Origin of the sequence: Microbacterium sp. NPDC087592 (genome assembly GCF_044743585.1) — a bacterium.
In the GTDB taxonomy this organism is placed as follows: domain Bacteria; phylum Actinomycetota; class Actinomycetes; order Actinomycetales; family Microbacteriaceae; genus Microbacterium.
The window spans coordinates 1,067,950-1,093,904 of the sequence record NZ_JBIUWT010000001.1 but is presented as its reverse complement, the minus strand read 5'-3'; the positions used below and the strand labels follow the sequence as shown (position 1 = coordinate 1,093,904).

General features: G+C 69.7%; 22 protein-coding genes. 10 read left to right on the top strand and 12 right to left on the bottom strand.

Annotated features, from left to right (window positions below; genetic code table 11):
* The first annotated feature begins 15 nt into the window (after window positions 1-15).
* Window positions 16-819, top strand: coding sequence for a TspO/MBR family protein (locus tag ACIOTO_RS05195; protein ID WP_029261446.1), 804 nt, complete (start codon window positions 16-18; stop codon window positions 817-819).
* Here ACIOTO_RS05195 and ACIOTO_RS05190 read toward each other — a convergent pair.
* The 6 genes from ACIOTO_RS05190 to ACIOTO_RS05165 are packed head-to-tail and all read right to left on the bottom strand — an operon-like array spanning window position 801 to window position 8,579.
* A complete protein-coding gene (locus tag ACIOTO_RS05190; RefSeq protein WP_400856901.1) occupies window positions 801-1,472 on the bottom strand; it encodes a response regulator in 672 nt (223 codons plus the stop codon). The genes ACIOTO_RS05195 and ACIOTO_RS05190 overlap by 19 nt on opposite strands.
* Complete coding sequence (locus tag ACIOTO_RS05185) at window positions 1,469-4,030, bottom strand: ATP-binding protein (protein WP_400856899.1); 2,562 nt, start codon at window positions 4,028-4,030, stop codon at window positions 1,469-1,471. Before ACIOTO_RS05185 ends, ACIOTO_RS05190 begins: the two co-directional genes overlap by 4 nt.
* Complete coding sequence (kdpC, locus tag ACIOTO_RS05180; protein WP_400856898.1) at window positions 4,027-4,629, bottom strand: potassium-transporting ATPase subunit KdpC; 603 nt, start codon at window positions 4,627-4,629, stop codon at window positions 4,027-4,029. The genes ACIOTO_RS05185 and kdpC overlap by 4 nt, the downstream gene beginning before the upstream one ends.
* A gap of 25 nt (window positions 4,630-4,654) precedes the next feature.
* Window positions 4,655-6,808, bottom strand: coding sequence for a potassium-transporting ATPase subunit KdpB (gene kdpB / locus ACIOTO_RS05175; RefSeq protein WP_400856897.1), 2,154 nt, complete (start codon window positions 6,806-6,808; stop codon window positions 4,655-4,657).
* A gap of 2 nt (window positions 6,809-6,810) precedes the next feature.
* Window positions 6,811-8,490, bottom strand: coding sequence for a potassium-transporting ATPase subunit KdpA (gene kdpA / locus ACIOTO_RS05170; protein WP_400856896.1), 1,680 nt, complete (start codon window positions 8,488-8,490; stop codon window positions 6,811-6,813).
* Entirely contained in the window at window positions 8,490-8,579 is a 90-nt protein-coding gene (locus tag ACIOTO_RS05165; RefSeq protein ID WP_036303189.1) for a potassium-transporting ATPase subunit F, read from the bottom strand. Before ACIOTO_RS05165 ends, kdpA begins: the two co-directional genes overlap by 1 nt.
* 206 nt (window positions 8,580-8,785) lie before the next feature.
* On the opposite strand from ACIOTO_RS05165, the gene ACIOTO_RS05160 reads away from it, so the two are divergent.
* A complete protein-coding gene (locus ACIOTO_RS05160) occupies window positions 8,786-9,949 on the top strand; it encodes an SLC13 family permease (RefSeq protein WP_400858076.1) in 1,164 nt (387 codons plus the stop codon).
* Between the two features lie 150 nt (window positions 9,950-10,099).
* Window positions 10,100-10,549, top strand: a complete 450-nt coding sequence (locus ACIOTO_RS05155; RefSeq protein WP_400856895.1) for a hypothetical protein — start codon at window positions 10,100-10,102, stop codon at window positions 10,547-10,549.
* A gap of 7 nt (window positions 10,550-10,556) precedes the next feature.
* Here ACIOTO_RS05155 and ACIOTO_RS05150 read toward each other — a convergent pair whose 3' ends face one another.
* On the bottom strand, window positions 10,557-11,165 hold the full coding sequence (locus ACIOTO_RS05150; RefSeq protein ID WP_400856894.1) for an FMN-binding negative transcriptional regulator: 609 nt from the start codon (window positions 11,163-11,165) through the stop codon (window positions 10,557-10,559).
* Window positions 11,165-12,118, bottom strand: coding sequence for a DMT family transporter (locus ACIOTO_RS05145; protein WP_400856893.1), 954 nt, complete (start codon window positions 12,116-12,118; stop codon window positions 11,165-11,167). Before ACIOTO_RS05145 ends, ACIOTO_RS05150 begins: the two co-directional genes overlap by 1 nt.
* On the opposite strand from ACIOTO_RS05145, the gene ACIOTO_RS05140 reads away from it, so the two are divergent.
* Window positions 12,117-13,523 carry a PLP-dependent aminotransferase family protein gene (locus ACIOTO_RS05140; RefSeq protein WP_400856892.1) on the top strand — a complete coding sequence of 469 codons (1,407 nt, stop codon included), beginning with the start codon at window positions 12,117-12,119 and terminating at the stop codon, window positions 13,521-13,523. The genes ACIOTO_RS05145 and ACIOTO_RS05140 overlap by 2 nt on opposite strands.
* A 17-nt stretch (window positions 13,524-13,540) precedes the next feature.
* Here ACIOTO_RS05140 and ACIOTO_RS05135 read toward each other — a convergent pair whose 3' ends face one another.
* Window positions 13,541-15,646, bottom strand: coding sequence for an APC family permease (locus tag ACIOTO_RS05135; protein ID WP_400856891.1), 2,106 nt, complete (start codon window positions 15,644-15,646; stop codon window positions 13,541-13,543).
* Window positions 15,647-15,729: 83 nt separating this feature from the next.
* On the opposite strand from ACIOTO_RS05135, the gene ACIOTO_RS05130 reads away from it, so the two are divergent.
* Both ACIOTO_RS05130 and ACIOTO_RS05125 read left to right on the top strand, forming a co-directional pair.
* Window positions 15,730-16,815 carry a VanZ family protein gene (locus ACIOTO_RS05130; protein WP_400856890.1) on the top strand — a complete coding sequence of 362 codons (1,086 nt, stop codon included), beginning with the start codon at window positions 15,730-15,732 and terminating at the stop codon, window positions 16,813-16,815.
* A gap of 60 nt (window positions 16,816-16,875) precedes the next feature.
* Window positions 16,876-17,610, top strand: a complete 735-nt coding sequence (locus tag ACIOTO_RS05125; protein ID WP_262002891.1) for a GTP pyrophosphokinase family protein — start codon at window positions 16,876-16,878, stop codon at window positions 17,608-17,610.
* 149 nt (window positions 17,611-17,759) lie between these two features.
* On the opposite strand, the gene ACIOTO_RS05120 is transcribed toward ACIOTO_RS05125, so the two are convergent.
* From ACIOTO_RS05120 to ACIOTO_RS05110, 3 genes are all read right to left on the bottom strand, one after another.
* Window positions 17,760-19,073: a D-alanyl-D-alanine carboxypeptidase family protein gene (locus tag ACIOTO_RS05120; RefSeq protein ID WP_400856889.1), complete on the bottom strand. Its 1,314-nt coding sequence runs from the start codon at window positions 19,071-19,073 to the stop codon at window positions 17,760-17,762.
* A 327-nt stretch (window positions 19,074-19,400) separates the two neighbouring features.
* Window positions 19,401-20,615 carry an amidohydrolase gene (locus tag ACIOTO_RS05115; protein WP_400856887.1) on the bottom strand — a complete coding sequence of 405 codons (1,215 nt, stop codon included), beginning with the start codon at window positions 20,613-20,615 and terminating at the stop codon, window positions 19,401-19,403.
* A gap of 31 nt (window positions 20,616-20,646) precedes the next feature.
* Window positions 20,647-21,291, bottom strand: coding sequence for a TetR/AcrR family transcriptional regulator (locus ACIOTO_RS05110; RefSeq protein WP_105710705.1), 645 nt, complete (start codon window positions 21,289-21,291; stop codon window positions 20,647-20,649).
* Between the two features lie 156 nt (window positions 21,292-21,447).
* On the opposite strand from ACIOTO_RS05110, the gene ACIOTO_RS05105 reads away from it, so the two are divergent.
* The 4 genes from ACIOTO_RS05105 (at window position 21,448) to ACIOTO_RS05090 (ending at window position 25,955) form a co-directional block, all read left to right on the top strand.
* A complete protein-coding gene (locus tag ACIOTO_RS05105; RefSeq protein ID WP_105710706.1) occupies window positions 21,448-23,112 on the top strand; it encodes an ABC transporter substrate-binding protein in 1,665 nt (554 codons plus the stop codon).
* Window positions 23,113-23,242: 130 nt separating this feature from the next.
* Window positions 23,243-24,067, top strand: a complete 825-nt coding sequence (locus ACIOTO_RS05100; RefSeq protein ID WP_028503076.1) for an ABC transporter ATP-binding protein — start codon at window positions 23,243-23,245, stop codon at window positions 24,065-24,067.
* Window positions 24,064-24,870, top strand: coding sequence for an ABC transporter ATP-binding protein (locus ACIOTO_RS05095; RefSeq protein ID WP_400856885.1), 807 nt, complete (start codon window positions 24,064-24,066; stop codon window positions 24,868-24,870). Before ACIOTO_RS05100 ends, ACIOTO_RS05095 begins: the two co-directional genes overlap by 4 nt.
* The gene (locus ACIOTO_RS05090; RefSeq protein WP_029261473.1) at window positions 24,867-25,955 is read left to right on the top strand and encodes an ABC transporter permease; all 1,089 of its coding nucleotides are present in this window, start codon (window positions 24,867-24,869) and stop codon (window positions 25,953-25,955) included. The genes ACIOTO_RS05095 and ACIOTO_RS05090 overlap by 4 nt, the downstream gene beginning before the upstream one ends.

Genomic DNA, 25,955 nt, shown 5'->3' with positions numbered 1-25,955 from the left:
CGTATGGTCACGACCATGGACTCACGTACGAAGGGCATCGGCCGGCAGAGCCTGATCATCGCGGCGGCATCGTTCATGCTGATCGCGGCCGCCATCGGCGCAGGAGCGTTCGGCGGAGCATCCGTCGACGACCTGCAAGACGGCGCGCTCTCGGCACAGGGCTCGTATCTCGCGCCCGCCGGCCCCGCATTCTCGATCTGGTCCCTCATCTACATCGGGCTCATCGCGTACACGGTGTGGCAGGCGCTTCCCGCGCAACGCCAGGATGCTCGCCAGCAGGCCGTGGGCGGATGGATCGCCGCCTCGATGGTGCTGAACGGGCTCTGGCTGGTCACCGCGCGGTATCTGACGCTGTGGCTCACGGTCGTCGTGATCGCCCTGCTGCTGGCCGTGCTCGCGCGGGTGATCGTCGTGCTGGGGCGCTTCCCGGCGCGAAACCTCGCCGACCGCATCCTGACCGACGGCGCGAACGGCCTGCACTTCGGCTGGGTGACGATCGCGACGGTCGCGAACACCGCGGCCTGGCTCACGCAGATCGCGCCCGAGAGCTGGGCGCAGGCGGCGGATGCCTGGGCGATCGCCGTGCTGGTGGTCGTGCTCGTGATCGGTGCCGCTGCCGCGTGGGCGACCGGTCGCATCGCCCCCGCACTCGCGACGGCCTGGGGCCTGGCCTGGCTCGCGGTCGGCCGTCTCACCGGGGAGCCCGAGAGCACCCCGACCGCGGTCGCCGCGATCATCGTGGCCGTGCTGCTCGTCGTCGCCGGGGTCGTCGCGGTGCTGCGACGCCGTGCGCGCTCAGCTCAGAGCACGAGCCGGTAGCCCATCCCCGCCTCGGTGAGCAGGTGCACCGGGGCGGCCGGCTCCTGCTCGAGCTTCTTGCGCAGCTGCGACATGTACAGGCGCAGGTAGCCCGAGTCGGACACCTGCTCACTGCCCCAGATCTCCTTCAGCAGATCCTGTCGGGTGACCAGGGCCCCCGGATGCCGTGCGAGGTGCTCCAGCATCCGCCACTCCGTCGGCGTCAGGTGCACGCGAGTTCCTGCCCGGGTGACGGTCTTGGTCGCGAGGTCGACCACGACGTCGCCGAACGCCACCGTCGACTCCCCGCTCGCCGGCATCGACCGGCGGGACAGCGCCCGCAGCCGCGCGAGCAGCTCGTCCACCTGGAAGGGCTTCGTCACGAAGTCGTCGGCACCGGCATCCAGAGCCTCGACCTTGTCGGCCGACCCGGTGCGGCCGGAGACCACGATGATCGGCACGTTCGTCCATCCGCGCAGCGCCTGGATGACCTCGATGCCGTCGAGCCGGGGCATGCCCAGGTCGAGCATGATGAGGTCGGGATGCGTCTGCGCGGCAGCAGCGACCGCGGCGGCACCGTCGGCCGCCACGACGACCTCGTATCCATGGGCGGCGAGCGTGATCCGCAGCGCCCGCACCATCTGCGGGTCGTCGTCGGCGATGAGGAGCTTCACTCCGTCTCCTCCGTGTCGTGATGCCCTGCGCCGAGTGGCAGGGAGATGACCATGGTGAGGCCCCCGCCGGGGGTGTCCTCGGGTGTCAGGGTACCGCCCATGCCCTCGGCGAACCCGCGCGACAGGGCGAGCCCGAGCCCGAGCCCCGTGGTGTTGTCGGTGTCGCCGAAGCGCTGGAACGGCTGGAAGATGCGGTCCCGTCGCTCGGGTGAGACCCCGTCGCCGCGATCGATCACCCGGATCTCGGCGCGATCGCCGAGGGCACTGGTCGAGACGATCACCCGGCTGCCCTCGGGCGCGTGGCGGTGCGCGTTGGCGAGCACGTTCACCAGCACCCGCTGCAGCAGGACGGGGTCGGCGAACACCGGCGGCAGCTCGGGGTCGAGGGCGAGCTCGACGTCGGCGGGGCCGAGCCCGAGCTCATCGATGGCGGCGAGCACGGTGCCGGCGGCATCCATCCGAGAGGAGGAGACCGCGAGCACCCCGGCCTGCACGCGGCTCACGTCGAGCAGGTCGGTGACCAGGGTCGACAGGGTGGCGAGGCTCTCGTCGGCGGTCGCGAGCAACTCCTCGCGGTCGGATGCCGAGAGCTCATGCGCGCCGCGCAGTCCGCCGATCGCCGCGACGGCCGAGGCCAGCGGGCGCCGCAGATCATGGCTCACGGCCGACAACAGCGCGCTGCGCACCTGGTCGGTCTCGGCCAGGGCCTCGGCCTCGCTCGCGGTCGCCCGCAGGTCGGTGTGCTCGATCGCGGCCGACAGCTGCGCCACGATCGCGTCGAGCAGTCGACGCTCCGGCCCCGCCAGCGGTTCGCCGTTCAGCTCCAGCATCGCGCGCGGGCCGCCGCCGGGGCGGACGCCGACCGGGATGCTCGTGGCTCGTCCATCGGCGACCGGCTCCCCGTCGCTGGCGAGCACCTCGCCGTCGGGGGAGAGCACCCGCACGCCGCTGAGCCCGAACGCCTCCCGGGTACGGCTGGCGAGGGCCAGCACCGCGTTGTCGCCCCGCAGCACGTTGCCGGCGACCGCGGCGAGCAGCTCGGCCTCGGCGGTGGCGCGCTGCGCGGTGCGGGCACGGCGGGCGGCCTGGTCGACGATGATGCTCACCAGGATCGCGATGAGCACGTACAGCGCGAGGGCGAGCACGTGCAGCGGATGCGCGATCGTGATGGTGAACAGGGGTGCGACGAAGAGGAAGTCGAGTGTGACGCCGGAGAGCACGGCCGCGAACACGGCAGGACGGACGCCGCCGATGAGGGCGACCACGACCACGAGCAGCTGGTAGGCGAGCACCTCGGCGGTGATCGACTCGGGGCTGCGGAAGGTGAACATCAGCCACGACAGCAGCGGTCCGAACACGAGGGCCACCGCGAAGCCCAGCAGCTGCCGCCGCCAGCCGAGTGCCCCGCCGGTCATCCGTGGCAGGGCGAGACGTCCGCCCGCGGCGGCGTGGGTGACGATGTGCACGTCGATGTCGCCCGAGCGACGGATCACCTCCGATCCGATGCCGGGACCGGTGAGCGCGGCGGCGAGTCGACTGCGACGGCTGACCCCGATGACGAGCTGCGTGGCGTCCACCCCCTGCGCGAACTCGACCAGGGTGGCCGGGATGTCGTCGCCGACGACCTGGTGGTAGCTGCCGCCGAGCGATTCGACGAGGGTGCGCTGCGTGGCGAGCGCCCCCGGGGTCTCGTTGCGCAGCCCGTCCTGGGCCGAGATGTGCACCGCGAGCAGTTCTCCGCCGGCCGAGCGGGCGGCGATCCGTGCGCCGCGACGCAGCAGGGTCTCGCCTTCGGGGCCGCCGGTGAGGGCGACGACGACCCGTTCCCTGGCCTGCCAGTTCCCTTCGATCCCCTGCTCCGCACGGTAGGTGCGCAGGGCGCTGTCGACCTCGTCGGCGAGCCAGAGCAGGGCGAGCTCGCGCAGCGCGGTGAGGTTGCCGAGGCGGAAGTAGTTCGACAGGGCGGCATCGATGCGCTCGGCCGGGTACACGAGCCCGGCGGAGAGCCGGTCCCGCAGCGACTGCGGCGCGAGGTCGACGACCTCGATCTCGTCCGCGGCGCGCACCACGGCATCCGGGATCGTCTCCTGCTGCGCGATGCCGGTGATCTTCTCGACCACGGCATTGAGCGACTCGATGTGCTGCACGTTGACGGTGGTGACGACGTCGATGCCGGCGTCCAGCAGCTCGTCCACGTCCTGCCAGCGCTTCGGATGCCGCGAACCGGGAGTGTTCGTGTGGGCGAGCTCGTCGACGAGCGCGATCTCGGGAGCCCGGGCGAGCACGGCGTCGAGGTCGAGTTCGGTCAGGGCGATGCCGCGATGGTCTTCGACGCGACGGGGCACCTCGGGCAGTCCGACCGTCTGCGCGAGCGTGGCCGCGCGGTCATGGGTCTCGACGATGGCGATGACGACGTCGTGTCCCTCCTCGCGGAGGCGGCGTCCTTCGGCGAGCATCTCGAACGTCTTGCCGACACCGGGAGCGGCGCCCAGCAGCACCCGGAGGCGGCCGCGACGGGGGTGTTCCGGTGCCGGGCGATGCGTCCGATCTGCGCTCATTCGCCCTCCAGGTCGTCCAGCGCGAGGTTGAGCTCGGCGACGTTGATGCGCTCCTCGCCGAGGAATCCCAGATCCCGCCCTTGAATCCTAGACTCCACGAGGTCCTCGACCTGCTGTTCCGGGAGCCCGCGCGCCTCGGCCACGCGCGGCACCTGCAGCAGGGCGTAGGCGACGCTGATGTGGGGGTCGAGGCCCGAACCCGAGGCGGTGACCGCGTCGGCCGGCACCTCGGACGCCTTCACGCCCTCGCGCTCCGCGATCGCGGCCTGGCGGTCGGCGATGGCCGCGACCAGGTCGGGGTTCTCCGGGCCGAGGTTGCTGCCGCTGGAGCCCGCCCCGTCATAGCCGTCGCCGGCCGCCGAGGGGCGGGACTGGAAGTACTCCGGCAGGGCCTCGCCGTCGGCATCCGTGAACGGCTGGCCGATCAGTGAGCTGCCTTTGTCGTCGGGGAGGGCTGAGCCGTTCGCCTGCCAGGGGAGAGCGAGCTGCCCGATGCCCGTGACGAGGAGCGTGTAGCCGACGCCGAGCACGAGGGTGAGGACGAGCATCGCGCGGATGGCGACCCCGGTGGTGCGGGCCGCGGTGCGAGTGGAGGACATGTCTGGGTTCCTTTTCCGAGCCGGGTCAGAAGCCCGGGATGAGGCTGACGACCAGGTCGATGAGCTTGATGCCGATGAACGGGGCGATCACGCCGCCGAGTCCGTAGATGAGCAGGTTGCGCTGCAGGATCTGCGAGGCGCTCGCCGGGCGGTACTTCACTCCGCGCAGGGCGAGCGGGATCAGGAACACGATCACGATCGCGTTGAAGATGATCGCGCTGGTCACGGCGGATGCCGGCGAGTGCAGCTGCATGATGTTGAGCGCGGCGAGTCCGGGGAAGACGCCCATGAACATCGCCGGGATGATCGCGAAGTACTTCGCCACGTCGTTCGCGAGCGAGAACGTGGTGAGGGCTCCGCGGGTGATGAGCAGCTGCTTGCCGATGCGCACGATGTCGATCAGCTTGGTCGGGTCGGAGTCGAGGTCGACCATGTTGCCGGCCTCCTTCGCAGCCGAGGTGCCGGTGTTCATGGCCACGCCGACGTCGGCCTGCGCGAGGGCGGGGGCATCGTTCGTGCCGTCGCCGGTCATGGCGACCAGGCGCCCGCCCTCCTGCTCGCGGCGGATGAGGGCGAGCTTGTCCTCGGGCGTCGCCTCGGCGAGGAAGTCATCGACCCCGGCCTCGGCGGCGATGGCCTTCGCGGTCAGCGGGTTGTCGCCCGTGATCATCACCGTGCGGATGCCCATGCTGCGCAGCTCGTCGAACCGCTCGCGCAGACCGTCCTTGACGATGTCCTTGAGGTGCACGACCCCGAGGATGCGGCCCTCCGCGCCGGGGGCCGTCACGGCCACGACGAGGGGGGTGCCGCCACATTCGGCGACGGTGTCGGTGCGGGTGGTGAGCTCCGCGTCCTCGGCGTCGAGCCCGAGCCAGGCGCGCACCGCGGAACCTGCGCCCTTGCGGATCTGCGTGCCGTCGGCGAGGTCGAGTCCCGACATGCGGGTCTGCGCGGTGAACGGCACGACGACGGCATCCTCCGGAGCGGTGACGCGGATGCCGCGGGCGGCGGCGAGCTCGACGATCGAGGCGCCCTCCGGCGTGGGGTCTGCGAGCGACGACAGGGCCGCCACGCGCAGTAGCTCGTCGGCGTCGATGCCCGGGAGAGGCAGGACTTCGTGCGCGCGGCGGTTGCCGTAGGTGATGGTGCCGGTCTTGTCGAGCAGCAGCGTGGTGACGTCACCCGCGGCCTCGACCGCGCGCCCCGACATGGCCAGCACGTTGCGCTGCACGAGCCGGTCCATCCCGGCGATGCCGATGGCCGAGAGCAGAGCCCCGATGGTGGTCGGGATCAGGCAGACGAGCAGGGCGATGAGCACCGGGATGCTGACGGGCGATGCCGCGTACGAGGCGATCGGGTTGAGGGCGAGCACCACGACCACGAAGATGATCGACAGGCTGGCGAGCAGGATGTTCAGGGCGATCTCGTTCGGGGTGCGCTGGCGGCTGGCGCCTTCGACGAGTGCGATCATCCGGTCGACGAACGTCTCGCCGGGCTTCGAGGTGATGCGCACCACGATCCGGTCGGACAGCACGCGGGTGCCGCCGGTGACGGCGCTGCGGTCGCCGCCCGACTCGCGAATCACCGGGGCGCTCTCGCCCGTGATGGCCGACTCGTCGACGGTCGCGATGCCCGCGATGATGTCGCCGTCACCGGGGATCAGCTCGCCGGCGGCGACGATCACGACGTCGTCGCGCTGCAGCTCGGCTGAGGAGACCTCCAGGGTCTCGGCACGTTCTGCGGCGGCATCCGAAGCCGCGTCATAACCGACCACACGGCGGGCCATCGTGCTGGTGCGCGTCTTGCGCAGGCTCGCGGCCTGGGCCTTGCCACGGCCTTCGGCGACGGACTCGGCGACGTTCGCGAACAGCACCGTCAGCCAGAGCCACACCGCGATGCCCCAGGTGAACGGCGCGGGGACCGGGGTGCCACCCGAGTCGGCGGGTCCGCCGAGGAACGGTTCGGCGATCGCCAGCGCGGTCGCGAACGCGGCGCCCACCCAGACCAGCAGCATCACGGGGTTGCGGACGAGGGCTGCGGGGTTCAGCTTGCGCAGGGCGCCGGGCAGGGCCTCGACGAGCTGCGACCAGCCGAAGGAACGCGTCGGCTGCGCGGGGGCGGATGCCGCAGCATCCTGCTGTTCGGAAGGGGATTCGGAAGGCGTGGTGATGAGAGTCATGGTCAGACGAGTCCTTCGGCAAGGGGTCCCAGTGCGAGCACGGGGAAGTAGGTGAGGGCGGTCACGACGACCGTCACGGTGAGGAGGAGGCCGACGAACTGCGGCCGGTGGGTAGGCAGCGTTCCCGAGGTGGCGGGCACACGCTCCTGCGCGGCGAACGAGCCGGCGAGGGCCAGCACGAGCACGATGGGGAGGAAGCGTCCGAGCAGCATCGCGATCCCGAGTGCGGTGTTGAACCACGGGGTGTTCGCGGTGAGTCCGGCGAAGGCGGAGCCGTTGTTGTTCGACGCCGAGGTGAACGCGTAGAGCACCTCGCTCATGCCGTGCACGCCCGGGTTCAGGATGCTGGTCGACTCCACGTCTTCCCGGATGCCGGGGATCGCGAAGCTCAGCGCGGTGCCGACCAGCACAAGCGTCGGCGTCACGAGGATGTACAGGCTCGCGAGCTTGATCTCCCGCGGACCGATGCGCTTGCCGAGGTATTCGGGGGTGCGCCCGACGAGCAGTCCGCCGACGAACACGGCGATGATCGCGAGCACGAGCATGCCGTAGAGGCCCGAGCCGACGCCGCCGGGGGCGACCTCGCCGAGCATCATGTTCAGCATCGGCATCATGCCGCCGAGCGCCGTGTACGAGTCGTGCATCGAGTTGACCGCACCGGTCGAGGTGAGCGTGCTCGCGCTGCCGAACAGCGTGGATCCGAGGATGCCGAAGCGCACCTCCTTGCCTTCCATCGCGGCTCCGGCGAGCTCGGGTGCGCTGCCGCGGCCGGCCAGTTCGAGCGCCGAGAGCGCGAAGGTCGAGATCAGGAAGATCGTGCCCATGACCGCGGCGATGGCGTAGCCCTGGCGGTGGTCGCCGACCATGCGGCCGAACGTGCGGGGGAGGGAGAACGGGATCACGAGGATCAGCAGCACCTCCAGCAGGTTCGTGAACCCGGTCGGGTTCTCGAACGGGTGCGCGGAGTTGGCGTTGAAGAAGCCGCCGCCGTTGGTGCCGAGGAGCTTGATCGCCTCCTGTGAGGCGACCGGTCCGCCCGGAATGGTCTGGGTGCCGCCCGACACGGTGGTCACATCGGTGAAGCCGGCGAAGTTCTGGATCACGCCACCGGCGAGGAGCGCCACCGCACCGATCAGGGCGATCGGGAGGAGGATGCGGCCGAGACCGCGGATCAGGTCGACCCAGAAGTTGCCGATGGTCGCCGAGCCCCGGCGTGCGAGGCCGCGGATCAGCGCGATCGCGATGGCGAGTCCGACCGCCGCAGAGACGAAGTTCTGCACCGTGAGGCCGGCGAGCTGCACGGTGTAGCCCACGGTCTGCTCGGGCGAGTACGACTGCCAGTTGGTGTTGGCGACGAAGGATGCCGCGGTGTTGAAAGCGAGCCCTTCGGGCACGGCGGGCAGCCCCAGAGACTGCGGCAGGAACGCCTGCAGCCGCTGCAGCCCGTAGACGAGCAGCAGCCCGACGACCGAGAACGCGAGCACGCTGCGGGCGTAGGCGCGCCAGGTCTGCTCGGAGGAGGAGTCGACGCCGATCAGCCGGTAGACGCCGCGCTCGACGCGCAGGTCCTTCGCCGAGGAGTACACCCTGGCGATGTAGTCGCCGAGGGGGCGGTAGAGCAGCACGAGCACGACCACGACGGCCGTGAGCTGCAGGATGCCGAACCAGATCGCCGCACCCATCAGAACCGCTCCGGGGCGACGAGCGCGACCACGAGGTAGACGACGGCGGCGACGGCGAGGACGGCCGCGATGATCTCGAAGACGATCATGCGCGGTCCACCGCCTTGGCGACCAGGGACACGAGGGCGAACAGCGCGAGAGTCAGCGCGATGTAGATGATGTCGAGCACGGATCCGATACAACTCCCGTGCGCGGGCGGATCCGTCGATCCTGACGGTTCCCCTACGCCCCCGCCGAGGATGCATGCGGGTTGCTCACGGTTCGGCCCTATGCTCGCGAGGTGGGGATCAGGAAGCTGCGGATCGGGGCCGGGACGTGGGTCGTCGGCGCACTCGTCGTGGTCGCCCTCGTCTGCGTGCTCACCGGGTTCCTGCCGCGCTCCGATGCCGGGGCGCTCGGCGAGCGGACCGCCCCCGTTCTGGGGTTCGTCGTCGCGATCACGATCGTCGCCGAGCTCGCCCGTGACGCGGCCGTGTTCGACGTCGTCTCGCAGCGTCTCGCCCGTTGGGGTCGAGGACGGGTGCTCGCGCTGTGGGTGCTGGTCGTGGCGCTCGCCGTGGTGAGCACGGTGTTCCTGTCGCTCGACACGACCGCCGTGATCGTCACTCCGGTGGTGGTCGTCCTGGCGCAGAGCATCGGCGTCTCACCCCTTCCGTTCGCGCTGGCGACCGTGTGGCTCGCGAACACGGCATCGCTCGCGCTCCCGGTCTCGAACCTCACGAATCTGCTCGCCGCCCCGGCCGTCGGCGACGGGCCGGGGGCGTTCTTCGCGCTGAGCTGGGCGCCCACGCTCGTCGGCATCCTCGTGCCCGTCGCGATCCTCACCGTCATGCATCGGCGCACGGTCTTCGGCGCGTATGAGACGCCGCTGCCACGGCGTCCCGCCGATCCGGCTCTGTTCTGGAGCGCCACCGGCGTCCTTCTCGTCCTGATGCCGTTGCTCGCTCTCACCCACGATGTCTGGATCCCGGCCACGGCCGCTGCCCTCGCGCTGATCGGCCTGTTCGCGGTGCGGCGACGGCGGGCGCTGCGCCTCTCGCTCGTCCCGTGGCAGGCGCTCGCTCTCGCGGCGTCGCTGTTCGTGCTGGTCGAGTCTGCGCACGTGCAGGGGCTCTTCGACTACCTCACCTCGCCGACGGCGACCGGCGACGCTCCCGGTGACCTGTTCCGACTGGCCGCGCTCGGGGCCGTGAGCGCCAACGCGATCAACAACCTCCCGGCATATCTCGTGCTCGAACCCGTGGCCGGTGACCCCGTCGCGCTGATGGCGCTGCTGATCGGCGTGAACATCGGCCCGCTCATCACTCCGTGGGCCTCGCTCGCGACCCTGCTCTGGCACAACCGGATCGTCGCGCTGGGGGTGACGATCCGGTGGAGCCGCTTCCTGCTGTGGGGAGTGGTGGCCGCGGTGCCGACGGTGCTCGCCGCCGTGCTCGTGCTGTGGCTCGTCTCGGGCTAGGTACGCGACCGGGCAGAGTGGGTGCCCGTCGGTCAGTCGGCCGCGAGCGAATCCAGGAGTTGGGCTTTCCGGAAGTGCCGCCCCGTCATGACCTGGGGTGACTAGTGTCACGGCAGGCCGGCGTCGGCGCGGCCTGGCAGGATGTCGAGCATGAGTGTGATCTACGACTACTTCTCCGCCGCATCCGACGAAGAGGCCGTGCGGGTCCTCGACGTGGAGGCCGGGCCGACCGCGACGGACTCCGGTTTCGACGCCGGCACGCTCGGCGGCATCGATCCCGTCGTGCAGCTCGGCACGCTCGAGGCGCTGCTCACGGGCGCCCCGTACGACGACGTGACCGAAGACCCGCGTGCCGGACACAACCTCGCGATGAGCGAAGACTACGACCGGATCATCATCACGGTGACGGATGCCCTGGCATCCGCGCTCGCCGCAGCCGACGACGCGCGCCTCGCCGAGGTGGCCGAGCCGTGGTCGCATACCGAAGAGCTCGAGGGTGCAGATCCGGCGCAGTTGGCCGCGTTCGCACGCGACCTCGCCGCTCTCGCGCGCCGTGCCGCCGCATCCGGCCACCGCGTGTACTGCTGGGCCTGCATCTAGAGACCGATCACGGTCGCTCCCCGCTGACCCGCCGCATCTCCGACGCGAGTGCGCTGTTCGTCTCGGCGAACCGCGCGGTGATGTTGTCGCGCACCTCGGGCGGCTTGTTCTGGCTGAGCTTGGCGCGCGCGTCGAAGCGGGCGACGCGCATCCGCAGACCGACCGTGCCCTTCGCCGCTCGGCGGGTGCCCGGCTCGTCCTCCGACAGATGCCGGCCGTGGTCCTGCCCGTTCTCGAAGTGGTCGGTCAACTGCGTGAGCATGGCGTAGTTCTCCTCCTCGCTGAGGATCTCGGGGGTGCCGTAGAGGTGCGCGGTCACGTGGTTCCACGTGGGGACCAGGTCGCCCGGCGCATACAGGCTCGGTGAGACGTAGTCGTGCGGCCCCTGGATGATCACGAGAACCTCGTGCCGACCGAGTTCGTGGAGCTCATCGTCGGGCCGTCCGAAATGGCTGGCGATCACGATGCCCTCCTCGTCCTCGATGAGCAGCGCGGGGTAGTGCGAGGCGACGAGTCCGGTGCTCGTCGGGGAGACGAACGCCGCCCACGGGTTGCCGCGGATGAGGCGCTTGACCTCGTCGGGGTCGGTCATCAGATAGCGGGGTGTGTGGCGCATCAGGACTCCTCTTCTCGGGGCGGCCGTTCGGTTCGGGGGTGGACTTTCAGGCGGGTGCGCACCGCGAGCGCGGCGCAGGCGATGACGGCGAGACCTCCGACGGCGGTGGCCCAGCCGATCGGCTCGTGCAGCAGGAGGGCGGCCCACGCGATGCTCATCACGGGCTGGACGAGCTGGATCTGGCTCACCTGCGCCATCGGTCCGATCGCGAGTCCGCGGTACCAGGCGAAGAATCCGAGGAACATGCTCACCGCGGCAAGGTAGGCGAAGGCGAGCCATTGCACGGGGCTCGCTGCGGGTGGCTGCTGGATCGCCGACACCACGGTGAGGACGACCATGAGGGGAGCGGCGACGATGAGTGCCCACGACACGGTCTGCCAGGAGCCGAGCTCGCGGGAGAGCAGACCGCCCTCCGCATAGCCGATCGCTGCGGCCAGCACGGCTCCGAACAGCAGCAGGTCTGCAGTGGTGAGGGATCCGAGTCCGCCGTTCTGCAGGGCGGCGAACACGACGGCGGCGACCGCGCCGAGGGTCGCGAAGATCCAGAAGGAGCGGTTCGGGCGCTCGCCGGTGCGGACCACCACGGCGACGGCGGTCGCGGCGGGCAGCAGGCCGATCACGACGGCGCCGTGACTGGCGGGGGTCGTGGTCATCGCGAACGAGGTGAGCAGCGGGAATCCGGCCACGACTCCGCCGGCGACGATGGCCAGTCGCCACCACTGCACTCGCGTCGGGATGTGCTGTCGTGTCGCGGCCAGGGCGATTCCGGCGAGGAGGGCGGCGACGACCGCGCGCCCTGCGCCGATGAACAGCGGGGAGAGGCCGTCGACGGCGATCCGTGTGAACGGGAGGGTGAACGAGAAGGCGGTGACGCCGAGTAGCCCCCACCAGAGGCCGGCGTGCGTCGATAGCACTGTCGATCGCGGAGCGATAACGCTACTCTCTACTTTCATGAGTCAGGATAGCAGTGACCGGATCGTCGCCGGTGTCCGTGCATGGATCTCCTCCGCCTCGCCGGGCGCGCGAGTGCCGTCGAACCGTGCACTGATGGCCGAGTACGGGGCGAGCCCGGTCACCGTGCAGAAGGCGATGCAGCAGCTCGTCCGGCTCGGGCTGGTGGAGTCGCGTCCGGGCGCAGGCACGTTCGTCCGCGCGATCCGCCCCGCCCGCTCAGCCGACTACGGCTGGCAGACCGCAGCGCTCGGCACGGCGCCCGCCGGACTCGCGGGCCTGTCGTCCACGCAGCGCACAGTGTCCCCAGATGCGATCGGGCTCCACTCCGGCTACCCCGCGGTCGAGCTGCTGCCGGAGCGGCTCGTGCGGCAGGCGCTCGTGCGTGCCGCACGCACCGACGCCGCGCTGACCCGGTCGCCTGCCGCGGGGCTGCCGGAGCTGCAGGCCTGGTTCGCGGGAGAGCTGGCCGCCACCGCCCCCGCCGGCGTCACACCCGCATCGGCGCGCGATGCTCTCGTCATCTCGGGCAGTCAGAGCGGGCTGAGCTCGATCTTCCGTGCGGTCGTGGGCCCTGGGCAGCCGCTGCTCGTCGAGTCACCCACCTACTGGGGCGCGCTGCTCGCCGCCGCGCAGGCGGGTGTCGTGCTGGTGCCGATCCCCTCCGGCCCCCAGGGCCCCGATCCGGATGACGTGGAGCGGGCGTTCGCGCAGACGGGTGCCCGAGCGTTCTACGCGCAGCCGACGTTCGCCAACCCGACCGGCGCGCAGTGGTCGACCGCGACGGGGGAGGCCGTTCTCGAGACCGTGCGCCAGCATGGGGCCTTCCTGATCGAGGACGACTGGGCGCACGACCTGGGGATCGATGCCGAGCCGCGACCGATCGCCGCATCCGACGACGACGGCCATGTCGTGTACCTGCGCTCCCTCACCAAGAGCGCCTCGCCCGCCCTGCGCGTCGCGGCCGTGATCGCCCGGGGGCCTGCGCGAGAGCGGATCCTGGCCGACCGTGCGGCGGAGTCCATGTACGTGAGCGGGCTGCTGCAGGCCGCCGCGCTCGACGTGATCACGCAGCCCGCCTGGCGCACGCACCTGCGCGGGTTCCGCGAGCACCTGCGCGCGCGCCGCGACCTTCTGGTGTCGAGCCTGGCCGAGCACGCCCCGTCGGCGCAGGTCGAGGGCATCCCGGCAGGCGGCCTGAACCTGTGGGTGCGGCTCCCCGAGGGGACGGATGTCGTGCAGATCGTCCGCGACTGCGAGGTGCGCGGCGTGATCATCTCACCGGGATCCGAGTGGTTCCCCGCCGAGCCCTCCGGCTCGTACGTGCGGCTCAACTACGCGAATGCCGACCCTACGCGCTTCGCCGAGGCCGCCGGCATCCTCGGTTCGGTGCTCGCCGGAGTGTGACGAGAGCCGCGGCGCGCCTACTCCTGCGGCGGACCCGCGGGCCGGTGCGCGCGGCGGCCGTTGACGACCACGGGCCGCCCGGCACGCTCCTGACCGGGCAGCGGGCGGGAACGACGGCCGTAGATGAGCTCCGACGAGTCGAGCAGCCAGGGCACGAGGGTGATCGACACCCCGTGCACGAGCATCAGCTGGTTGGCGAGGCGGCGGGCGCGACGGTTGTGCAGGAACGACTCCCACCAGTGCCCCACGATGTACTGCGGTAGGTAGACGGTCACGACGGACGAGCCGTGCTTCTCGCGGTACTGCTTGATGAACTGGGTGACCGGCTGCGCGAACGAGCGGTACGGCGACTCGACGATCACGAGCGGGATGGGCACGAGGTGGTCGGCCCACTCCTGCTGCAGCGTGGCGGCGTCGTCGGAGGCGACGGCCACGTGCACCGCGAGTGTCTTGCCGTGCTTGGCCGCGATCGCATAGTCGATGGCCTTCACGACGGGCTTCTGCAGTCGGTTCACGAGCACGATCGCGAGGTCGCCGGTCGCGCCGAACTTGGTGGTGTCGTCGATCGCGATCTCGTGCTCGACGTCGCGGTAGTACCGCTTCACGCCCAGCATGAGGAAGGCGAGGATCGGGATCGCGAAGAACACCAGGTAGGCGCCGTGCGTGAACTTGGTGATCGTCACGATCAGCAGCACGAGCACGGTCATCACTGCGCCGGCCGAGTTGATGATGAGCCCGATCTTCGCCGAACGACGATCGGAGGCGGATGCTCCGTCGATGCCGGATTCTGCTTTGTCCTCCACCGGTCCGCGCAGCACCCGTCGCCAGTGCCGCACCATGCCGATCTGGCCGAGCGAGAACGACACGAACACACCGATGATGTACAGCTGGATCAGGGTGGTGAGCTTCGCCTGGAACACGACGAGCACCGCGATCGCGGCGATGCCCAGCAGGATCATGCCGTTCGAGAACACCAGGCGGTCGCCGCGGGTGTTGAGCGACTTCGGGGCGTAGCCGTCGCGGGCGAGCACGGCGCCCAGCAGCGGGAACCCGTTGAAGGCGGTGTTCGCGGCGAGCAGCAGCACGCACGCGGTCGCGGCCTGCACGATGAAGAAGGCGATGCTGCCGCCGCCGAACGTCGCCGAGGCGATCTGCGCCATCAGGCTCGGCTGCGGGTTCGTGCAGTCGAACCCGATCAGGTCGCACGGGTTCTCGGCGTAGTGCACGCCGGTGATGAGGGCGAGCGCGGTGAGCCCGGCGAACAAGCAGGCGGCGATCGACCCCATCAGCACGAGGGTCGACTGGGCGTTGCGTACCTTGGGCGCCCGGAAGGCGGGCACCCCGTTCGACACGGCCTCGACGCCGGTGAGGGCGGAGCAACCGCTCGAGAACGCGCGCAGGATCAGCAGGATCACGGCGGCCTGGCTGAGACTCTCGGCCTGCACGGAGAAGTCCGCACTCGAGGCGACGGGGGCGTCGCCCAGGAACGTGCGGATCAGGCCGGTGACGATCATGATGCCGACCGAGGCGATGAAGACGTACGTCGGGATCGCGAAGACGAGAGACGCTTCGCGGACCCCGCGCAGGTTCACGACGATGATGAGGATCACGAAGCCGACCGCGAGCTCCACGCGGAACGGGTCGAGCCCGGGCACCGCCGAGATGATGTTGTCGACGCCGGAGGCGACCGACACCGCCACGGTCAGGACGTAGTCGACCAGGAGGGCCGCGGCGACGATCACGCCGGGGATCTCGCCCAGATTCTTCGACGCGACCTCGTAGTCGCCGCCGCCCGAGGGGTAGGCCTTGATGAGCTGCCGGTAGCTGAGCACGACCACGATCAGCAGCACCACGACCGAGATCGCGACGAGCGGCGTGAAGGAGAGGAAGGTGAGTCCACCGATCAGCAGGATCATCACGAGTTCCTGTGGCGCGTAGGCCACGGAGCTCAGCGCGTCCGACGCGAAGATCGGCAGTGCCATGCGCTTGGGGAGCAGCTGGTCGTCGACCTGCTGGCTCGTCAGCGGTTCCCCGATGATGATGCGCTTCGCGCGCGGGGGCGCGTCCGCGCTCTCCCTGTTTTCGTTGGACACGTCCGGCGACACTACGCCTGCTGACGGCATCCTCACGCGATCCTCACGGAATCCCTACGGTCGGATGCGGGTCCCTCACGGAATCCTTACGGCCGCGGCTACACTGGCACGCTGTGGAAGATCAGGTGCTGCTCGGGTTCATCGCCATCGCGATCGGAGTGGCTTTCGGCATCCTCCTGTTCGTGCCGTTCGTGGCGATCAGCTACCGGCGGCGCGGGCGACTCGGCCTCGGGCGCACTCTGCTCTGGCTGTCGGCCCTGATCTACTTCTGGGCGATCTGGACGTACACCCTGCTTCCGCTGCCCGACCCGGACACGATCCGCTGCGTCGGGGCGATCACCGATCCGATGTCGGTCGTGCGCGACGTGCAGAAGGCGTTCGCGGCGCCGGGCAACCCGCTGCGGCAGCCGGCCCTGCTGCAGTTGGTGTTCAACGTGCTGCTGTTCCTCCCGCTCGGCTTCTTCGTGCGGGTCCTCGCCGGTCGCGGCATCCTGGTGGCGTTCGCCGCCGGATTCGGACTGTCGCTGCTGATCGAGACGACGCAGCTGACCGGCGTGTGGGGGGTCTATCCCTGCGCGTATCGCTTCTTCGACGTGGGTGATCTGATGACGAACACCCTCGGCGCCGTCGTCGGCTGCACCGTGGCGCTGGTCGTCCCGCGGTCGCTGCGCGGCGCGGAGGCGCGCCCCGACGCCGACCTTCCCCGTCCGGTCACCCGCGGTCGCCGCGCCCTCGCGATGCTGTGCGACTTCCTCGCCTACGGATTCCTGAGCATGGGCGCCGGCGTGACCGTGCAGGTCTGGCTCGAGTTCGTCGTGAAGGACCGCGCCGCGGTGCTCGACGGCACTCTCTCGTCCGCGGCGGCCACGATCGTCCCGTCCGCACTGTTCCTGGTGCTGATCCTGATCGGCGGGCGTTCGATCGGTGACATCGCCGTGCAGCTCCGCTACACGGGATCGCGTCTGCCGGCACCGTTCGCGCGCCTCCTGCGCTGGGCGGGCGGCATCGGAGGGATCAGCGCTCTTCAGCTGCCCGGCGGGATCTTCGGGTTCGCGGCGGCCGTGCTGTTCCTCGTCGCGGTCGTCCTGTTGTTCACGACCCGCTCCGGGCGCGGCCTGCCCGGTGTCCTCTCCGGCCAGCACCTCGTCGACGCGCGGGCGGACGTCGCAGCCCCGCGCCCCGGAGCCCGCCGCATGTGAGTCGTGAGGACATCGCGCATCCACAGCGGTTTCCGATCACGAACGCGTAACGTCGATGTCATGTCGACCGTTCACGTCACCGAGGACACGATCAACCAGGCCCGCGTGCTGCGTGACGAGCTGCAGCGGTTCCTGCGCGAGTACGAGTTCGGGATGCGCGAGGTCGAGACCAAGATCTCGATCCTCCGCGACGAGTTCACGCACGACCACGCGTACAACCCGATCGAGCATGTGAAGAGCCGACTGAAGTCGCCGGACAGCATCGTCGAGAAGATCGCCCGCAAGGGAATCGACGAGCCCGACTTCGACCGCATCCGCGCCGAGATCACCGACATCGCCGGCGTGCGCGTGACGTGCAGCTTCGTCGCCGACGTCTACCGCCTGTTCGACCTGCTCACCGCGCAGGACGACGTCACGGTGCGCACCGTCAAGGACTACATCGCGCACCCGAAGGCCAACGGCTACAAGAGCCTGCACGCGATCATCGAGGTGCCCGTGTTCCTGTCGACCGGCGCGCTGTCGGTTCCGGTCGAGGTGCAGTTCCGCACGATCGCGATGGACTTCTGGGCCAGCCTCGAGCACAAGATCTACTACAAGTTCTCGAACCAGGTGCCCTCGCACCTGGTCGACAGCCTGTCCGACGCCGCGGATGCCGCCTCCGAGCTCGACAGCCGCATGGAGCGCCTGCATCGTGAGGCGCACGGTGTGCCGCAGCGCCAGCTCGCCCCGCCGCCGCCCCCGGCGCCGCGCTCTGCTCCGCCCGCGCCTGTCGACCCGCGGGTCGTCGGGGTCTAGCCGACGGACACCGGCTCGCGTCGTCACTGCTCGCGCCTGCTGCGGCCAATCGCACTTCCCTCGTACGTTTCGTGGCACGACGGCCGACGGGAGTGCGATTCACCGACGGGAGTGGGACCCGCGCTCGCACGAGCGGGCCGCCTCAGCCCTCAGTCTCCCGTCGCTGACCCGAGCTCGGACGGGTGCGTGAGCCGCCACCACTCGGACGGTGCGTCGACACTCCCCTTGATCGCGACCGGGGCGGTGACGGTGTGCGGTCCGGCGGTCCAGGTGACGCTGCCGACGACCGAGCCGTCGCGGTAGGTCGGCGGGGTCTCGATGTCCATCGTCGCGATGATCGGGGTGTCCGACCAGGTGAAGATCGCCGCATCCTCGCCGATGACCAGCTGCGCGGTGGAGCCCCAAGGCGTCGAGATCGTGCCGACCTCCTGTCCGGTTGTCGCGACCGGCACCTCATGGAAGCCGGTACGGATGCTGTCCAGGGTCGCGAGCACGCTGCCGTTCACGGACTCGCGCGTCGGTCCTCCGAGGATGACGCCGGTCACCGCGAGCGGTTCGGCGGTGCCCACGACGAGAGTCGCGGTGTACAGCAGGCTGTACGTGCCGTGGCCCAGGGTGCCCGTCTTCAGCCCCGTGATCCCGCTCGTTCCGAGCAGGCCGTTGGTGTTGTGCAGCTGGCCGGCGCCGGGGAGGGAGATCGATGAGGTCGCGACGATCTGAGCGATGGTCGGATTCGCCGCGGCCAGCTTCCCGATGGCCAGGAGGTCGGCAGTCGTGCTCGTATTGCGCGGGCTGATGCCGGTGGGCTCGGTGATCGTGGTGCCCGTCAAGCCGTGGGCGGAGAGCCAATCGCGAGTCGCGCCGAGGAACGCGTTCTGCGATCCGAAGATCCGGGATGACAGTGCCTCGGCGTAGTTGCTCGCCGACGGGATCAGCATGGTCGCGAGGGCATCGTGCAGCGACATCGACGTGCCCGTGGGCATGGGGGCGATGGTCGCGCCCTGCACGTAGTACCTGTCGTAGAGGTCGTGGTCGGCCTTGCTGAAGGTGATCGTGGGCCCGGGGTCGTCGGCGGAGGCGAGTGGGACGGCGTCGAGGATGACCAGTGCGGTGATGAGCTTGGTGATGCTCGCGATGGGGAGCGGATCGCCGGTCCCGCTCGACGACCAGATTCCGCTCGCCCCCTCACCCAGGTACTCGTCCGCGCCGGAGATGCTGATCGCCGAGGCGGACGCGGGAACCGCGGCGAGGGCCGCAGCGCCGCCGACTGGGACCGGCGGTACCTGTGTGGTCACCGCCGGCGGGTTCACCGGCGCGGTGAGAGCCCACGCGACGTATCCTCCGGTCGCAGCCAGCAGGAGCACCACACAGACCGCGGTGATGATGAGTCCCCGGCGTCGGCGTCGCCTGTGGGCCTCTGGATCGAGATCACGAGGGGAGGCGAACTCCTGCTCGCGGGTCATCAAATCCGCGAAGTCGGAGAGATCGTCCGTCGGTTGATTCGGCGCGGTCAACGACAGGGCCCGTCACCGAGGGCGTACGGCATGAGCACGAGGTACCTCCATGAAAGTCCGCTCCGACCTCGAGGCAGAGCCCTTCCGAGGAACCATATGGTCATCATGGCCGACATCCGACACCCCCGCCATCGGCCATTCGGGGGACACGCGCTCACGCGCGCCGCACCGGCCGCGGAGATCCGCACTTCCGTCGGCCGTATTGCGGCAGAAGGCCGACGGAAGCGCGTGTCTCCGACGGGAGCGCGACCCCCGCAGCCGAGCCGAGCCCGCGGTCTAGCCGAGGAACTCCCGCGCTGCGGCCGACAGTGCCGTCACGCCGACCTCGATCGTCGGGTGGATCTCGGGGGCGAAGAAGGGGGAGTGGTTGGTCGGGATGTCCTTCTCCAGGCGCCCGGCCGCGCTCGCCTCCGCGAAACGGACCGGGTCGATGCCGCCCCAGAACCAGAACACCAGCGGCGCCCCGGCATCCCGCGCGAACCACGAGACGTCCTCGCTGCCGGTGAACATGCCGGGGTCGATGACCGATGCCTCGCCGAGGGCACGCTGCAGAGCTGCGGTCACCCGCGCCGTGGCATCCTCGTCGTTGATCGTGGCCGGCAGGGTGTGGTCGGTGCGGATCTCGGGCTCCCGCTCGGCGCCGGATGCCGCGGCCTCGGCCCGCACGATGCGCTCGACGCTCGAGAGCACCTTCTCGCGCGCCTCTTCGTTCGGGTAGCGCAGGCTGAGTTCGAGCTTCGCCTCCGCGGGGATGATGTTGTTCTTGAGTCCGGCGTGGATCGAGCCGACCGTCACGACGGCCACGCCCTGCGGGTCGATCTCGCGTGAGGTGATGGTCTGCAGACGCATCACGGTCGCCGCGGCCATGACCACCGGGTCGATGGTGGCGTGCGGGCGGGAACCGTGGCCGCCGCGCCCGTGCAGCGTCACGGTCAGGCCGTCGGATGCCGCCATCTGGGTGCCGCTGCGCACGCCGATGATGCCGGCGGGCAGCGGGGTCACGTGCTGCCCGAGCACGATGTCGGGCTTCGGGTAGCGGTCGAGGACGCCGGCGTCGAGCATCGCCCGCGCGCCAGCGCCGTACTCCTCGGCCGGCTGGATCACCACGACGAGCGTGCCCGACCACTGGTCGCGCTCGGCGACGAGCTTCTCGACGGCGCCGATCATCGCCGTGACGTGCATGTCGTGGCCGCAGGCGTGCATGACGGGGACGGTCGTCCCCGCAGGGTCGACGCCGTGTGCGGTGCTGGCGTAGGCGAGCCCGGTCTGCTCCTCGACCGGCAGCGCGTCCATGTCGGCGCGCGCCCACACGACCGGCCCGTCGCCGTTGCGCAGCACGCCGATGACGCCGGTGACGCCCACACCTTCTTCGACCTCGAGACCGAGATCGCGCAGGTGCTGGGCGGCGATGCCGGCGGTGCGCGTCTCCTGGAACGAGAGCTCCGGATGCTGATGCAGGTCGATGTACAGCGCTTCGAGGTCGATCGTCATGGCCCGAGCCTAGCGGTGGCGCCCGGTGGGATCAGGGGTGGCTGTACGTCGACAGCTCGGGCCCGGGATGCAGCACCGCGTTCACGATCGCCCGGATCGCGAACTCGCTCGCCCCGCCCAGCTCGACGGTCCCCGGGTGGAGGAGCCACTGGAGCTGCAGCCCGTCCATCACCGCGAGGATCGCGGCCGCCGCGTCGGCGATCGTGTCGGGATCACGCACGCCCTCCTGGGCGCACAGCTCGTGGAAGGCGGCGGTGACCTCGCGGCGCAGTGTCGTGTACCGGTCCTCGAAGTACTCGCGTCCGGGGTGGTCGTCGGTCACGGATTCCGATGAGAGCACGGTGTACGCCTGCACGATGCCGGGCCGCCGCTCGTTCGCGTACGCCGTGCGCACCAGGTGCAGGAAGAGCTCGGGGCCGCCGGGGATGTGCTTCTCGGCGAGTTCGGCGACGTCTGTCTGGTCGCGGTACGAGAGCACCTCGAGCAGCAGCTTCTGCTTCGACCCGAAGTGATGGAGCACCCCGGCATGGGTGATCCCGACCTGGTCGGCGACGTCGGCGAGGGTGCCGTTGGTCGAGCCCTTGTTGCCGAAGATCTCGACCGCCGCCTTGAGGATCTGCTCGCGTTTCGCGAGGGTCGCCGGGCGCACGCGGACGGTCTGGTCACTGTCTGCCATCGCGGCCTCCTCTCTCTCGCAAGCCGTGCTTGCGATCCAACTTACTCCTCGGTAACCTCACGGAAGCTTACTTTCTCGACAGTAAGCAAATCACGACGGCCGGCGGACCCCCATCCACCGGCGACACAGCACAACGACCGTGCCCAAGGAGAAGCAATGAAGCTCAGAAAGTCTCTGATCGCGGCGACCGCGATCACCGCCCTCGGTATCTCGGCCCTCGCCGGATGCTCCGCCGGAGGGAACGACGACTCCGGCAGTGCTGCCGGCGGCGCCGCCCTCACGATCGCGAAGCCCGACGGCGCGATCACCACCGAATCCAACAACCCGTTCGTCGGCGACTCGTCCGCCTCGAAGTACGGCTACGGCAAGGTGATCTTCGAGACCCTCGCCCTCGTGAACCAGACCGGCGACCGCGGAGTCACCCCCTGGCTCGCCGAGAGCATCGAGTGGAACGACGACTACACCGTCCTCACGGTCGTGCCGCGCAAGGATGTCACCTGGAGCGACGGCGAGCCGTTCACCGCCGACGACATCGTCTACTCGTACGAGCTCGCCTCCACGCCCGCGCTGGACACGGCCGGCCTCCAGCTCGACAGCGCCGTGGTCGAGGGCGACAACGTCGTGCTGACCTTCGCCGCGTCGAAGTACGTCAACCAGGCCCGCGCCCTGCACGTGCCGATCGTTCCGAAGCACATCTGGGAGAACCTCGACGACCCGGCCACGAACCCCGTCAAGGGTGACGACCTGGTCGGCACCGGTCCCTACGTGCTGTCGAACTGGTCGACCGAGTCGGTCACGCTCGACGCCCGCGACGACTACTGGGGCGGCGACCTCTCGGTACCCCAGCTGCACTACGTCTCGTACGGCGACAACACCGCGCTGACCACCGCTCTCGCCAACGGCGACGCCGACTGGGCGCAGGCGTTCATCCCGCAGATCGAGGAGCAGTTCCTGTCGGTCGACCCCGAGCACAACAAGTTCTGGGCAGCTCCCACCACCGGCTCGGCGACGCTGTTCATGAACCTGCAGCAGAAGCCGTTCGACGACCCGGCCTTCCGTCAGGCGCTCGCCTGGGTGATCGACCGCGACGCCTACGTCGACATCGCCCGCGAGGGTGCCAGCGAGGCCGTCTGGTCGGTGACCGGACTGTCGTCGATCCTCGAAGACGAGATCCAGCCCGAATTCAAGGACGTGGACTACTCGGTCGATGCCGAGAAGGCGCGCGACCTGCTCGAGACCGCCGGCTACACCTGGAAGGACGACGCGCTGATCGACCCCGACGGTGCGCCCGTCTCGTTCACGCTCTCCGTCCCCTCCGGGTGGAGCGACTGGAACACCGCGCAGGAGCTCATCGCCGAAGACGTGACCGATGCCATCGGCGCCGAGGTCAAGATCGACATGCCCGACTGGGGCGGCTGGGCGGACCCGCGCGACAACGGCACCTTCTCCGCGATCATCCACTGGCTCGAGGACAGCGGCACGGCCTACGGCCTCTACACCTCGACCATGGACCCGCGCTGGATCTCGGACGGCAAGGCCGGCTTCAACTTCGGCCGCTTCGACGACCCCGAGGCGACGGCCGCGCTGAACTCGTACGCCAACGCCTCGTCCGACGAGGAGCGCACCGCGGCACTCGACACGCTGCAGACGATCTTCGCCGAGCAGGTGCCGGCCATCCCGCTGGGCGCGCACCCGCTGCTGGGCGAGTTCAACACCCGCAACTACGTGGGCTGGCCGTCGGAGGAGGACCCGTATGCGTCCGCCGACCCGACGCAGCAGAACATCGTGCAGATCCTCACGAAGCTCAAGCCCGCCGAGTAAGCACCATCCTGCGGCGCGTTTCGTCTCGCTTCGCTCGCTCAACGACCGGACACCCCATCGGTCGTTGAGCGAGGAGCGGAGCGACGAGACGAAACGCGCCGCGGGGACGCCCCACCCGAAGGACACCCCCATGCCAGACCCCCTGCTCAGCGTGCGCGACTTCTCGGTCGTGTACGACGTCGACCCGCCCGTCGAGGCGGTGAAGAACGTGACCCTTGAACTGCAGCGCGGTGAGATCCTCGGACTCGCCGGCGAGAGCGGATGCGGCAAGACCACGCTCGCCTACGGGCTGCAGCGCCTGCTGCGTGCCCCGGCCGTCATCACCAGCGGCAGCGTGACCTTCCACGATGCGACCGGTGTCGACATCGACATCAATGCGCTCGACGTGGATGCCATGCAGCGGTTCCGCTGGGACAAGGTGTCGATGGTGTTCCAGGGAGCGATGAACGCCCTGAACCCGGTCGCGACGATCGGCTCGCAGCTGGAGGACGTGTTCGAGATCCACCGCCCCGACATGAACCGCAAGCAGCGCCGCGCCGAGGCCGAGGAGCTGCTCGAGATCGTGAAGGTCGGACGCCAGCGCATCCGGTCCTTCCCCCACGAGCTGTCCGGCGGCATGCGCCAGCGCGTGATGATCGCGATGGCCCTCGCCCTGCGGCCCCAGCTCATGGTGATGGACGAGCCGACGACCGCGCTCGACGTGCTGGTGCAGCGGGAGATCCTGAAGCAGATCTCGCAGCTGCGGCACGAGTTCGGCTTCTCGGTGATCTTCATCACCCACGACCTCCCGCTCCTCCTGGAGATCAGCGACCGGATCGCGATCATGCGCGAGGGCGAGATCATCGAGCTCGCGACCGCCGAGCGCATCTGGACCCAGCCCGAGCACGAGTACACGAAGACGCTGCTGTCGTCGTTCCCCCGGTTGACCGGGGAGAGAGGGGTGCTGGTGCGATGACCACCCTCGAATTCCGACAGGTGACCAAGGCGTACAACGTCCGCGGCGCCGGACAGATCAAGGCGCTCGATGACGTGAGCTTCACCCTCACCTCCGGCCAGACGATCGGCCTGGTCGGCCAGTCCGGCAGCGGCAAGTCCACGATCGCGAAGATCCTCACCCAGCTCGAGACCCCGACCAGCGGCGAGGTGCTGCTCGACGGCACGCCGATCCCCCGCCGCGGAAAGGGGCTGCGGAAGTATCGGCAGCAGCTGCGCATGGTGTTCCAGGATCCGTTCGCCTCGCTCAACCCGTACCACTCGATCCGCTACCACCTGGAGCGCCCGATCCGGCTCGACGATGTGGTGTCGAAGAAGGAGACCGAGAACGAGGTGCGCCGACTCCTCGACCGTGTGCGGCTGGATGCGGATGCCGTGATCGACCGTCGCCCGCACGAGCTCTCCGGCGGGCAGCGGCAGCGCGTGGCGATCGCCCGCGCCCTGGCCTCGCGTCCCTCGCTCCTGGTCGCCGACGAGCCCGTCTCGATGCTCGACGTCTCCATCCGGCTCGGTGTGCTGAACCTGCTCGCCGACCTGCAGCGCGAGGAGGGGCTCGGCGTGCTCTACATCACCCATGACCTGGCGACCGCCCGCCACTTCAGCGACGAGATCATGGTCCTCAACCAGGGCCGCGTCGTGGAGTACGGCGCCGCCGACGACGTGATCCTCGACCCGCAGGACCCGTACACGCGCGAACTGCGATCGGCTTCCCCCGACCCGGACAAGTTCTTCGCACAGGCAGCATCGAACGGAGGCGCACTGTGAGCACCGCGTTCCCCCAGCTCGACGACGACGACCTCGTCGCGCGCGACGCCCTCGAGGTCGGCACCACCGCGACCACGGCCGAGCGCGGAAGCCGCAAGGTCCCGTGGCGCTTCTTCGCCGGACGCGCGGGCTTCTACCTCTTCACCCTGTGGGCGGCCATCACGATCAACTTCTTCCTGCCGCGCCTCATGAAGGGCGACGCGGTCAGCTCCTACCTCGCGCGCAACCGCAGCGTGAGCCCCGAGGCCGAGGAAGCGCTGCGCATCCTGCTCGGAATCGACACCGACAAGTCGATCTGGCAGCAGTACATCGAGTACTGGGGGATGCTGCTGCGTGGCGACCTCGGCATCTCGACGCTGCACGGCCTGCGCCCGGTCGCCGAGGTGCTCGCCGCCGCGCTGCCGTGGACGCTGGGACTCGTCGGCATCGCGACGATCATCTCGTTCACGATCGGCACGGTCGCGGGTGCGATCGTGGGGTGGAAGCGCGGCAGCAGGCTCGACGCGATCATCCCCGTCACGACGTTCTTCAACACCATCCCGTACTTCTGGCTCGGGCTCATCGCCATCGCGATCTTCTCGTCGACCCTGAAGTGGTTCCCCTCCTCGCACGCCTACGACAAGGGGCAGTCCCCGGAGTGGAGCTTCGACTTCATCGGCCAGGTGATCATGCACGGCACCCTGCCGGCGCTGACCATCGTGGTCGCGTCGCTCGGCGGCTGGGTGCTCGGCATGCGCAACATGATGCTGACCGTGCTCGACGACGACTACATCACGGTCGCGCAGGCGAAGGGCATGCCCAACAAGCGGGTGCTCTGGGGTTATGCCGCCCGCAACGCGGTGCTGCCGCAGATCCAGAGCTTCGCGCTGTCGATCGGTTTCATCGTCGGCGGCACGATCGTGATGGAGATGGTGTTCAGCTATCCGGGTGTCGGCAAGCTGCTGCTCGATGCGACCAACGCCAAGGACTTCGCCCTCATGCAGGGCGTGTTCCTCGTGATCACGCTGTCGGTGCTCGTGGCCAACATCCTCGCGGATGTCGTCTACGCCTACCTCGACCCGCGCACGCGCCAGATGGAGTCCTGA